Below are 11423 nucleotides of genomic sequence, written 5' to 3' on the forward strand. Positions count from 1 at the left end.
TTACAAACTCATAGCATCAGCTTAAACTTGAATTGTGCTCATAATTCAAAGATAAGTCATTTTGGGAGTATTTTATGTTCGCATTAATCGATTGCAATAATTTTTATGCATCTTGCGAGCGACTGTTTCGTCCCGACTTGCGTCATAAGCCAATTATTGTGTTATCGAATAATGACGGGTGCGTCATTGCTCGTTCTAATGAAGCCAAAGCGCTTGGCATTGGCATGGGCGAGCCCTTTTTTAAAGTCAAACCCTTATGCCGAGCACATGGAGTCATCGTCTTTTCCTCCAACTATACCTTTTATGGCGATATGTCGCACCGTGTTATGACTATTATTGAAGACCAGTGGAATCATGTCGAAATTTATTCGATTGATGAGGCGTTTCTAGATTTATCCACCCTGCCTGAATCAGAACATACTCGCTTTTGTCAAACATTACAAAAACGGATTTTAAAAGAAACCGGCATTCCAACGTCTATTGGAATTGGGCAAACCAAAACGCTCGCTAAAATAGCCAATCATGTCGCGAAAAAGCAATTAAAGATCCCCGTTTTTAATATCACAGCATTTCCAGAATGGTTGGATAAAATTGACCTTGGCGAAGTATGGGGCATTGGCCGGCGCTGGTCTTTAAAATTATTGGCGATGAATATTCGCACTGCCGGCGACCTGGCGCGCACCGATTTACAACTCATCCATAAGCGATTTAACGTCGTTTTACAACGCACCGCTTATGAATTAAGGGGCACGCCTTGCCTTGGGTTAGAGGAAATTGAGCCAAAGCAATCCATCATTTCCTCAAAATCGTTTGGAAGCTTACAAACGAACTACCAAGCGCTTGCTGAAGCCATCAGCAATCATGTGGCTCGTGCTTGGGAAAAAATGCGCCAGCAGCAATCGGTTGCCCAATATTTATCGGTTTTTGTATTGTCTAACAAATTCCGTGCAGATCTTCCTCAATATTCCAATGCATTAGGGTTTAAGCTGATCACGCCAACAGATGATTTACGGTCTTTAACTCGTGCAGCCAAACTGTGTCTTAAGCAATTATTTAAAGAAAACATTCATTATAAAAAGGTGGGAGTCACTCTGGCTGATTTAATTCCCAAAACGCCAAGACAGGCCGATTTATTTCATGCGGTCGAAGACTCAGACGTTGAACATTGCGAACGATTGATGCATACCATCGGACGAATTAACGCGCGATTTGGACGTAGCATCTTGAAATTAGCAGCCGAAGGGCATGCTAAGCCTTGGTCTATGCAGCGAACCATGAAATCCCCGAGCTACACCACGCAATGGGGTGAGATCCCTATAGTACTTATAAAAGAGCTCCCAAAGACCTCTCCCGCAAGAAGGGTGCGAAGGTAATATTTCATGTTCAAAGCATGATTTTTTCTTGATCTATACTTCTGTACTAGCAAAGTCTATTAAACGTGGTAGAATGGGGGCTCATTTTTTTAGGAATCGTTACAATGTCAGAAAAAATTCAAGGTACAGTTAAGTGGTTTAACGAAAGCAAAGGCTTCGGTTTTATCGAAAGCAATGGCAAAGATTACTTTGTGCACTTCAGCGCCATTCAATCGGACGGCTTTAAAACGCTTGCTGAAGGTGCCTCTGTTAAGTTCAAAGCAAGCCAAGGCCAAAAAGGTCCTCAAGCTGAAGAAGTTGAATTAGCTTAAGAAGCGATTTAACTCTGCTGTAAAACACTTATTTGATAGCCATTAACCTGCTTGCAGATTAATGGCTATTTTTTTTCCCAATAGAAAACCTTTGACTTAGCGCGAAAATCTAGTCGCAGTTTGCTGCAGTGCCTGAGAACCCTTATCAAGATTTCGTTGCTCTTGTTTATGTCGTTCTGTTAGCTCTGCAATTCGAGCTTTCATTTGTTGCTGGGCATGCAATAACTTTTCACGTTCCTCTGGATTTTTAGCTTTTGCAATCTGTCGTTTTAAATGTAATTCCTGCCTTTTTTCGGTTTGAAGCTGTTTTGATGTTTGGTTAAAACGCCTTAAGCCGTCGTGTAATTGTTGTGTTTCCTGGCGAAGCATTCGCGCTTGATTTAGCGAAATTGCCGTATTAGCTGGGCATTCAACGTGTACATCGGTTGTAGGTAATGTTTTAGGTTGTTCTGAATTGGGCTTGAACATATGATAAAGTGCAAAACCTATCGTTTCTAACAAATTGACGAATCGTTTAATCGCTCTAATGATACGAGACAATCCATTACTCGGCTCTGATGATCTTAAAGAATCCCGAGGTTTCTCCATGATCGGTTTAGCCACAGGAGAAAGAGCCACCGACGCGAAAGGTTGGGATTGAGTTAAAGTCTTTGTTACATGAGGCGATGGCGCCTTCGGCAAGCGATTGATCTCTTCTTCCAAAGCTTTACCAGAAAGAGCATCAATTTCCCCTAATAACTGGTTTAATTCTTCATCTTCATCCATTTGAACGGTAGAGAGCAGTCGATCCATAGCATTTAATTTTCTAGTCATGTCGTGATGAGCTTGATTAAACTCTCTTTCTGCATCTTGATAAGCTTGTTCAAGGCGTTGTGTTTGCAGAGCGATTTGTTTTTCCAGGGCTGAAAGATGATTGGTACGAGCCATTTTTTTCTCTTATTTTTAGTTCTTTAGATCAGTTTATTAGGTCTATACTTAAGGGAAAATTAACAAAACAAAAAAACTATTGGGTGGTACTGGGACCCAGCCAGTATGGCAAACAAAGGAAAAGGATTTCTTTTCAAAGAATAAACTGGATTGCTTTACCCAGAGTCTATAGTTACAAGGAAATATGCCGCCGTAACGCTTATCTACGCGCTTGATAGAGTAAGCAAAACAAATTCATCGGTATTTAAAGGAGAATTCATGCGTTTATTTTTGGCAATTTTTTTACCTTTTTTAAGCTTTTTTTTCATCGGCCGTCCCGTGGCTGGGATTATTTGTTTGATTTTACAGTTGACTGTAATTGGCTGGATCCCAGCTGCGTTATGGGCAGTGTATAGCTTATCGCAATACAATACGGATAAAAAAATTAACGAGGCAAGAAAGGCAAAAAAATAATTAGAGAAGGAAGGAACAATGGGTTTACTACAGGAAGGTGAATGGGTGGATCAATGGTACGACACCGAATCCAATGAAGGTGAATTTAAACGAGAAAAAACACAAATTCATAATTGGATAACACGAGATGGTAGTAAGGGACCTTCTGGGAGCAAGGGATTTCAAGCAGAAAGTGGGCGTTATCATCTTTACGTTTCACTCGCCTGCCCTTGGGCTCATCGGACTATAATCTTTCGTAAACTAAAGCAATTAGAAGAGCACATTTCGCTCTCCATTGTAAGCCCAGACATGTTAGAACAAGGATGGACGTTTAATAAAGACGAAGGCAGCACAGGTGATCCCATTAATCATTTTGATTACCTGTATCAAGTTTATACGGCTCATGATCCCAATTACACTGGGCGCGTAACGGTGCCCGTTCTTTGGGATAAAAAAACCTCACAAATCGTTAATAATGAATCGTCCGAGATAATTCGAATGTTCAATCAGGCGTTCAATGCCATTACGGATAATCACGATGATTATTATCCTTTAGCATTCCAATCAAACATTGATGAAATTAATTCGCTTGTTTATGAAAACATTAATAACGGGGTTTATCGCTGCGGCTTTGCCACAACGCAAAATGCGTATGAAAAAGCATACAAGCGTTTATTTGATGCCTTAGAACAGGTTGAATCCATCCTTGCAAAACAGCGCTATTTAACAGGAAAACGCATCACCGAAGCCGATTGGCGGCTTTTTACCACCTTGATTCGTTTTGATTCAGTGTATCATGGGCATTTTAAATGCAATAAGCAACGATTAGAAGATTATCCAAATCTATCCGGATACGTTAGAGAATTGTATCAGTGGCCCGGGATATCCGATACAGTTAATTTTCAGCATATAAAGCGTCATTATTATTTTAGCCATAAGATGCTCAATCCAACTCAAATTGTACCAGTTGGACCGTGTATTGACTATAACAGTCCGCATAAGCGTGAGCTGGATTAAATTTAAACAGATCAAACTCAAAACTATTCGCTCTTGTGCTTCTAAAACGAATCGGATACGATGAATTCTCCGGGGATATTCAAGGAGGAGATACAGATGTATTTAAAGCGTTTTATCGTGAGCTCCCTAGCCGTTCTTTTTTGTTCTAAGTCATTAGCCGGTCCTTTAGAGTACTATTTTCAACGTGCTCTAGAAGAAAAAAATCAACCTACCGCGATATTAAAGTCTCCTGCACTTGAAAAACGATTTGAACAACTAATAAATCATAACATTCCATCTCTTGGTACCTTTTCCCAACGCTACTTTGTAGACGAAACATTTGGACCTTCTAATTATTCCCCCGTATTTTTATACGTTTGTGGTGAAGGTGCTTGTTCCCCCAATGAGCTAAATGGGGCGATTCGTCAATACGCCAAAAAATATAAAGCCAAACTTGTGGCACTTGAGCATCGTTATTATGGTGAGAGCCAACCCTATAGCACACTCACTACAAAGCATTTAAATGGATTATCAACGCAAGCAGCGTTAGATGATCTAGCCTACTTTCAGCGCAGCATCCAAAGGGAAAACAATTGGAAGGGGCGCTGGGTTGTATTTGGTGGTTCTTACGCAGGCGCTCTTGCTGCATATTATCGTTTAGGCAATCCTGAGTTGGTTGAAGGTGCATTGGCTTCGTCTGCGCCCGTCATGGCGAAAGAAGATTTTTATGAATACGACGCGCATGTAGCCGAAGTAGCAGGTCCTGTTTGTGCTGAGAACATTAGGCAAGTAACGGCTGAAGTTGAGCAAGCCATCAAAAGCGCTAATCCAGCAAGACTTATTCAAATTAAAGCGTTATTTCATGCCGAAGAAATTGTTGATCCAGATGATTTTCTCTATGCTATTGCCGATGTAGCTGCAACTTCAATTCAATACGGCAAACACCAAGCATTTTGTGCCGCACTGGCAAAACATGAAAGCCCTATAGAAGGTTATGCAGCATTTGCAGAAACCATCTACAAGGACTTTAATCTAACCCCTGTTGAGCTTACGCCACAAAGTGCTATGAGTGAAAACGCAGAAGATTACAAACACGGTATCGGCATGCGGCAGTGGTATTATCAGTCTTGCACTGAACAAGGTTACTGGCAAAATGTAAACACTGATCCTCAAAAATCTACCCGTTCAAGCCGTATTAATAATCAGTATCATCGCAAAGTATGCCAACGGCTATTTGGCTTAACTTCGCCTGCAAATACGGAAGCATTCAATCATTCTTTTTATTATCCTTTGCTCCATGAATCCGTATCGAGGATCTATTTTACCAATGGAGCAAATGATCCATGGGCGCGCTTATCACTAAGCCCCCTAAATTATAATGCCACCAATAAAAACTTGGCATATACAATCATTTCGGGAGCGGCTCATTGTGAAGATTTACGTCCCCCCCGCCTCACTGATTCTGATGAACTAGTTGCTGCTAGAGAAAAAATGGATAATTTACTCTTCCAATGGTTGGTTTTAAACCCAGAGGAAAAGCTAAGCTAAACAATTTAACTTTTATGCTCACTCATATATGAGTGAGCATTTGCCCAAACTACTCAGGCTCTAAAGGAACTACAAGCCACATGACGAGATAAACCAATAACGCGCTACCGCCTAATAACAAAAACAATAAGAACGCTAATCGAACCCATGTTGGATCACTATTCATATATTGAGCAAGCCCACCACATACGCCTGCAATCATCCGCTCATCACGTGAGCGATACAATCGTTTATAAGGCTTTTGTTTTTTAGTCATTGCTTCTCCAGAAAAAAATTGTGTTCGTTACTGAAATTTCTTAAGATTCCAAGCATCCAATCCATATAGGCCTCTCTCACATGAATTATAGATTAAACGCTCTCTTTTTATTACTATGTACTTCCACTTTACAAGCGTTTACCCCCGCAGTAAATCATATGGGGGTGGTCATTCCTAATCAAAAAACTGAAAAAGCCGAGCAAAATAAAAATACAATAAAAGAACTGTTCAAATGGATGAATAAAGCTTCGGAAAACCCATCGCTCATCTCGGTAGAGGCTTTAAACCAATATTTCAGCAAATCCGTTCAATATTCTGTAAATGGCAAATTGTTAGTCAAAAATCATCAAGAGCTGGCTAAGCGTTTGCAAGCGCTTGCCAAAAAAGTACATCATAGTGAAGCCGACTTACCTATGAGCCACCTAGTTACGAGCGATAACATGGCTGCTTTTAATTATCGCATTTCTGTTACGGATAAAAAGCATCATCATTACCATGATGATGTCACTGTAATTGCTAAACTGAAGCAAGGCAAAATCACGAATTGGCAAGCATTTATCGTTCATGATGACTAATCATGCTATACGAAAAAAAAATTCTTTAAAATAACTTAATATAATCATTAGATTGGCTCTATATCGTATTTTTTAACCTTGTGAACGTTTTATTCGTTGTCTAACCTTAGGATGGATTTAATAAAACAACTTATTCATAAAGGAGATAATGATGACAACTAATGGACTAGTCAAAGCAAATGAAGTTGTAGGGGTTGAGGTTCGAAATCATCACGATGAAGATTTAGGCAAAGTCGAAGCGCTCATGTTAGATAAAATCACAGGTCAAGTGCAGTATGTGGTGTTATCCTTTGGTGGATTTTTAGGGATGGGCGATAAATTATTTGCTATGCCATGGGATATTTTTTCTTATGATGATGACGAAGATTGCTTCAGAATCAATGTGGATAAAGAAAAATTAAAAAATTCTCCCGGATTTGATAAGGATCATTGGCCAGATATGGCGAATAAAGCTTGGGGAGATAAAATTCACAACTATTATGGTACGACCACAACCCACCGAGTATAACGCGTGTTAAGCCAAAGAATTTAGATTCTTTGGCTTTTTAACTCTTTAAGGATGAATGGTGTCAAATAAAGAATGGCCTGCTGAAGATTATGCGATTGGTTCCTACATTCAAGCAACCGTTGCCCTGCGCTATTTAAATCAATTAACCATCCAGTCTCAAGATGGGGTGCTGGATATTGGCTGCGGAGATGGCTCTTTTAGCCTCAAAATTCTTGAGAAATTTCCGATGGCTTCGTTTATCGGACTAGATGCCTCTGAAAATATGCTTATTTTGGCACGGAAAAATGCAAAAAGCTTTCCGCAGGCGCAGTTTATTAAAGGTGACATCACCGAAATGACTTTCAGTGAGCGCTTTAATTACGTGGTTTCTTTTTGGTGCTTGCAATGGACTCATAATATTTTGTTAGCGTTTCAAAACATCTTTGATGCATTAAAACCTGGTGGTAAATTACTGACCATTTTCCCCACGGGAGATGATGCGTTTATGACGACGTTTTTGGAGGTTAAGAAATCACGCCAATTTCCTGAATTAGAGACATTTGTCTCACCGGTCAATTATAAACAACTTGAGGATCTGGGCGACCAATTAGAACCCTTGCCATTTAGAACCTTAAAGGTAGAGCGACATCACCAATCCTTAACTCTGCCAAGCTTAGATACCTTTCGAAAATTTGTTCGCGGCGTATCATTTTATCAAGGACAAATTTCTCCGGATATCATTCCGCAAATTCAAGAAGCGATGGTGAATGTCTTCGCGGAGGAGAGCAAGAAAAAATATCAGGGAGAATTACGGTTTGAATTCAGTAACTATTGCGTTACAGGAGAAAAATAGGAGAAAAGCTCCTAGGGCCTGTAAAGAGGCCCTAATAAGTCTTCATAAACTATGCGATTGCTGTACGGGCCTATCTGATTTTTTTTCAATGGAGGCTTCAAAAGTCTCCAATTGTTCTTTATTATCTACTAAGCTTTTCTTAAATTGAGTTAGCTGCGCATGCAAGGATTTTTCATAATCACCGAATCGACGTGGAGTAAATTGCTTAAGACCTTGATCAATTAAAACCAAAAGTGCATCATAATAATCTTGATAAGATACCCTTGCATCTGGTTTATCACGATATTCGATGAATGCATATTGAAGTTCTTTCAAGTATTTTAAGCGACTCGCAGCCTCGCTCTTTTGGCCGTAAAAAAATGAACCAAATTTATCTCGAATCGCGTAGGTTTCTCCTCGCTCTTTAAGATAATTGCCGAATTTTCCTGTAATCAACCCTGGATCTTCTTCAAAAAAATCTAGTGGAACGCCTCCAAAAAAATTCTTTTGAATTGTGCATAACTCCTTAAACCTTGCAATAGTTGGAGGCTCTTCGCCATTACTTATTTCAAGTGGTATTCCCTCTAACTGCTCCTTTGCTTTCAAACTTTGAAGTTGTTCACGAATGCGTAAAAATTTCTCATCAATTGCAGCCTTTCTCGTCATTAACGTTTGTTGTGTCTCAGCTAAGGAAGCCTTTCTTTGTGCAATCTCCCCAACATCTGATTCAGATAATCCGCTATAATCCGAAGTCATAGTCGCCCAATTTGTATCAAATGTTCGTAGATTCAAACTTATTTGATCATAAAGCTCCTGAATAGAGCGGCTTTCTAAGGCGGTATGACTTAACCAGGTTTCTATCGCGCTTATGTGCTCCTGGACTTCTGGGAGTATTTCTTCAGAGGCTAAATGTTCTAGCTCGGCAATAAATGTATCCAGCGCTTCTGATTTAGGCCAAAAGTCAGCCAATTGAAATTCGAGCGCTTGAATTTCTTGCTGAATTTGAGCCTGTTGACAGTCAAATTCAGCCAACGTTTGCATTTGTTCAAGTTTAGCAATGTGTTGCGCTTGTCTTTCTCGAAGGCGATGGGGCTCTAGCAGCATTTGATACTGAGATTGAAGTTGAAAAAGATTCTCTTCTCCTTGACCCTGTAGTGTATGGGGTTCAGTTGGTACTTCGGTTATCTCGATGGCCAGCTCGTTTTGAATCTGTCTTCGTTTCTCTTGAATGATATTGAGTAAGTCTTCTATTTCTAAATCTAAATTACTGGACGAATAAATCGATAAATGATGGGAGACACGATCAAAAAAATAGGACAAATTAAGTCCATATCTGGCTGAAGCGCGTTCTTCCCGTTCATAGATACTATCAATATAATCACTCAGTTCTTTGGTGCATTCAAGATAGGCTTTTAATTGATCTTTTGGAACATGAGAGGCAGGAATATAAAGACCCCATCGTTGTTCTATTTTTTCCTGAAAATCAGCCAGTTGCTCATCTGCTTCGCGAAGAGCGTCTTTGCGCTGCTCGGCTAATCTTAACAAGGCTTCTTTCTCGCCATGGATATCTCTATCCGGTAAAGGGGATAACGTTCTTTTAGCAATCGTTACGGCTTCAGTAATTTTTTCTAACGTTGCCAATTTTTGCCCTATCTGTTCTTGAATTTCGGCTAAGATTCTTGCTCTTCCTTCACCAGACTGTTGTCTTAGCTCCTCTTCAATGGCTTTTAGCTCATCGCGAGCGGCTGTAACTAAACCTTCTGTTTGATCAAGTTTCGTTTTATTTTCCTGAACCTTCCCTAAGAGTGCGACTAATGTTTGCTCTCTTAATTCTTGAAGAGCGGAGCTGTTGTCGCTTGATGAGGTTATGGGAAGAGGATAATTTGATTCAAATTGATCATAATGATCTTGTAATGCATTCAATCGCTCAGATAAAGCCAAGCAATATGTTTCTAAAGACTCAATCATTGTTTCATAAGCGGCTTTATCCGCTTCAAGTCGTGTTACGAAATTGCCGTCATCCGATAATGTAACATGATACCTTGGCGTCTCAAGGTCAAAATCAAGGAATTCAGGGGCTAGAGGTATAGGATGCTCTGCTAATACTTCAGTTACATGTTGTTCTAATTCTCTTCGATATTGAGCAGTGAGTCCTTCTGCAAATTTAGATTCAAGCTGGGTTAACTGCGTTTCAAGAAGACTTAACGATTCTTCTGCATCTTCCATCGCTCGGTGATAGTCTTCGGTTAAGTAAGATGAGATATCCCTCGTCTCAATCGGAATAATTGAGCCGTATCCTTTGTCTTTTACGGGATCAGTCGGTGGATTAAAAAGCTTTAGCCATTCTTCTTTTATCACCTCTGGATCCGTGGTTGGATTGGCTAAAAGTTCTATATATCGCGAAATTTTAATGGTTTCAGGGAGTCTAAAGGCTTGAATTGTGGCGCGTAGCCCTTCAACTTGCTGTTTTTTTTCAGTAATGATGGTTTGTAAGCGCTGTAATTCGGCCTCTTCAAGCGGCACCTCACCAGTCAGGTCGAAATCCGTTTCTAAAAGCAGCTGAATTTCATCAGATGAAGTTGCTTTGCCAAATGCTTCGAGTTCTTCCCCCCATTTATCTTTTTTCTGTAGAAAATGAACCGTTCGTTCTAGCGTATCTTTTTTATGCGCTTCATATACTTCAAGGCGATTGAATAAAACAGGTACAATGGGACTTAAAAAATTTAAAACGAAAGGTGCTTTCACCCAACCTAATTTATTTTTAAAATCTTTATTAAGTTCTGTTTTAGGATCTACTAGGGCATTTAAAAATGCATAGAATACGCAGCCTAAAGCATACGTTTTATCATCTATTATTTTGGGACACCATGTGGTTTCTAAATATTCAAAGTTTGATTTTAATTTGTCTTTATCTTGCGATTCTAAATGAGTGGCAATATTAAAAGCAGCTTGCACTGCTTTATCGGAATAATCGGATTGACTAGGCTCGGTATACCGCAGTGCATCAACCACTAAGCCCTGGGGTAAAAGCGCCGGGTCGGCAAACTTTAAATCTGATCCAGCAGGTGAACCAGGTGTACCCGAAACCTGAAGTTCGCCTCCGATCAATTGCAGTGCATCTTTTAAGGCGCTGATTGCCTCATTAAGTGTACGAGCGTTGTCTATTGCGGTAATTTTATCTTGAAGTGGATTTGGCACTTGTCTCATTCTAATCCCTCCATTCTCTTAGCTTTCTCTATGATTTTCAGTATAGCTCGCAAACATTAATGAATTATTAACGTCATCAGCAGGGTTAAAACAAAACCAAATTATTTTAGAAATTACTGAAAAAGAAGCCATTCAAGAGCCAGAGCAATTTGCACTCATCATAGGGGTTGAGACCATCGCCGAATATGAATGGTAAGAGCGAATAACATTGAACTGTATCAAGGGTTTCTTTTCGCTAAACCGGGGTTTGAGCATTTGCCTGATGTGTATTATCCAGATTAAAGGAAAAAAACATGCTAGCATGGGTTGCGATTTTTATTGTATTTCATATGTATATCATTTAGGAGCGAGGCTATGGCTTAATCGAAGATCGCTGGTCCCCCGCATTAAGGCATAGGTATCTACACAAATGCTTCTCCTATTATTTGGCGAAGCATTTGTTTAAGTTCTCCTGGGTCATATCGTTCTAATAAATCGAG

The 11423-nt window shown here is 39.8% G+C and carries 11 protein-coding genes; 8 read left to right on the top strand and 3 right to left on the bottom strand.

What is annotated here, in order from left to right:
* Window positions 1-74: 74 nt before the first annotated feature.
* Together E1O41_RS11545 and E1O41_RS11550 are read left to right on the top strand one after the other, a co-directional pair.
* The gene (locus E1O41_RS11545; protein WP_131777491.1) at window positions 75-1373 is read left to right on the top strand and encodes a Y-family DNA polymerase; all 1299 of its coding nucleotides are present in this window, start codon (window positions 75-77) and stop codon (window positions 1371-1373) included.
* 104 nt (window positions 1374-1477) lie between these two features.
* Window positions 1478-1684 (top strand): cold-shock protein, encoded by a 207-nt coding sequence (locus E1O41_RS11550; protein ID WP_131777492.1) that lies wholly within the window; start codon window positions 1478-1480, stop codon window positions 1682-1684.
* Window positions 1685-1780: 96 nt separating this feature from the next.
* On the opposite strand, the gene E1O41_RS11555 is transcribed toward E1O41_RS11550, so the two are convergent.
* Window positions 1781-2611 carry a hypothetical protein gene (locus E1O41_RS11555; RefSeq protein WP_131777493.1) on the bottom strand — a complete coding sequence of 277 codons (831 nt, stop codon included), beginning with the start codon at window positions 2609-2611 and terminating at the stop codon, window positions 1781-1783.
* A 258-nt stretch (window positions 2612-2869) separates the two neighbouring features.
* Here E1O41_RS11555 and E1O41_RS11560 point away from each other — a divergent pair, with 258 nt between their 5' ends.
* The 3 genes from E1O41_RS11560 to E1O41_RS11570 all read left to right on the top strand — a co-directional run bounded on the left by E1O41_RS11560 (window position 2870) and on the right by E1O41_RS11570 (window position 5587).
* On the top strand, window positions 2870-3064 hold the full coding sequence (locus tag E1O41_RS11560) for a YqaE/Pmp3 family membrane protein (RefSeq protein WP_131777494.1): 195 nt from the start codon (window positions 2870-2872) through the stop codon (window positions 3062-3064).
* 18 nt (window positions 3065-3082) lie between these two features.
* Window positions 3083-4060 (top strand): glutathione S-transferase family protein, encoded by a 978-nt coding sequence (locus E1O41_RS11565; RefSeq protein ID WP_131777495.1) that lies wholly within the window; start codon window positions 3083-3085, stop codon window positions 4058-4060.
* Window positions 4061-4156: 96 nt separating this feature from the next.
* Complete coding sequence (locus E1O41_RS11570) at window positions 4157-5587, top strand: S28 family serine protease (protein ID WP_131777496.1); 1431 nt, start codon at window positions 4157-4159, stop codon at window positions 5585-5587.
* 49 nt (window positions 5588-5636) lie between these two features.
* On the opposite strand, the gene E1O41_RS11575 is transcribed toward E1O41_RS11570, so the two are convergent.
* A complete protein-coding gene (locus tag E1O41_RS11575; RefSeq protein ID WP_131777497.1) occupies window positions 5637-5843 on the bottom strand; it encodes a PspC domain-containing protein in 207 nt (68 codons plus the stop codon).
* Window positions 5844-5923: 80 nt separating this feature from the next.
* On the opposite strand from E1O41_RS11575, the gene E1O41_RS11580 reads away from it, so the two are divergent.
* The 3 genes from E1O41_RS11580 to E1O41_RS11590 all read left to right on the top strand — a co-directional run bounded on the left by E1O41_RS11580 (window position 5924) and on the right by E1O41_RS11590 (window position 7758).
* Window positions 5924-6418, top strand: a complete 495-nt coding sequence (locus tag E1O41_RS11580) for a hypothetical protein (RefSeq protein ID WP_131777498.1) — start codon at window positions 5924-5926, stop codon at window positions 6416-6418.
* A 148-nt stretch (window positions 6419-6566) separates the two neighbouring features.
* Window positions 6567-6926, top strand: coding sequence for a PRC-barrel domain-containing protein (locus tag E1O41_RS11585; RefSeq protein WP_229669396.1), 360 nt, complete (start codon window positions 6567-6569; stop codon window positions 6924-6926).
* 55 nt (window positions 6927-6981) lie between these two features.
* A complete protein-coding gene (locus E1O41_RS11590) occupies window positions 6982-7758 on the top strand; it encodes a class I SAM-dependent methyltransferase (RefSeq protein WP_229669397.1) in 777 nt (258 codons plus the stop codon).
* Window positions 7759-7800: 42 nt separating this feature from the next.
* Here E1O41_RS11590 and E1O41_RS11595 read toward each other — a convergent pair whose 3' ends face one another.
* Entirely contained in the window at window positions 7801-10944 is a 3144-nt protein-coding gene (locus E1O41_RS11595; protein WP_131777500.1) for a hypothetical protein, read from the bottom strand.
* Between the last annotated feature and the right edge of the window lie 479 nt (window positions 10945-11423).

The organism is Legionella impletisoli (genome assembly GCF_900639875.1).
Lineage (GTDB): Bacteria > Pseudomonadota > Gammaproteobacteria > Legionellales > Legionellaceae > Legionella_A > Legionella_A impletisoli.

What these genes read in the sequence shown, in the direction of transcription:
- E1O41_RS11545 (WP_131777491.1), top strand. Translation starts at nt 75, where the DNA reads ATGTTCGCATTAATCGATTGCAATAATTTTTATGCATCTTGCGAGCGA.
- E1O41_RS11585 (WP_229669396.1), top strand. Translation starts at nt 6,567, where the DNA reads ATGATGACAACTAATGGACTAGTCAAAGCAAATGAAGTTGTAGGGGTT.
- E1O41_RS11595 (WP_131777500.1), bottom strand. Translation starts at nt 10,944, where the DNA reads ATGAGACAAGTGCCAAATCCACTTCAAGATAAAATTACCGCAATAGAC.
- E1O41_RS11570 (WP_131777496.1), top strand. Translation starts at nt 4,157, where the DNA reads ATGTATTTAAAGCGTTTTATCGTGAGCTCCCTAGCCGTTCTTTTTTGT.
- E1O41_RS11590 (WP_229669397.1), top strand. Translation starts at nt 6,982, where the DNA reads ATGGTGTCAAATAAAGAATGGCCTGCTGAAGATTATGCGATTGGTTCC.
- E1O41_RS11565 (WP_131777495.1), top strand. Translation starts at nt 3,083, where the DNA reads ATGGGTTTACTACAGGAAGGTGAATGGGTGGATCAATGGTACGACACC.
- E1O41_RS11560 (WP_131777494.1), top strand. Translation starts at nt 2,870, where the DNA reads ATGCGTTTATTTTTGGCAATTTTTTTACCTTTTTTAAGCTTTTTTTTC.
- E1O41_RS11580 (WP_131777498.1), top strand. Translation starts at nt 5,924, where the DNA reads ATGAATTATAGATTAAACGCTCTCTTTTTATTACTATGTACTTCCACT.
- E1O41_RS11555 (WP_131777493.1), bottom strand. Translation starts at nt 2,611, where the DNA reads ATGGCTCGTACCAATCATCTTTCAGCCCTGGAAAAACAAATCGCTCTG.
- E1O41_RS11575 (WP_131777497.1), bottom strand. Translation starts at nt 5,843, where the DNA reads ATGACTAAAAAACAAAAGCCTTATAAACGATTGTATCGCTCACGTGAT.
- E1O41_RS11550 (WP_131777492.1), top strand. Translation starts at nt 1,478, where the DNA reads ATGTCAGAAAAAATTCAAGGTACAGTTAAGTGGTTTAACGAAAGCAAA.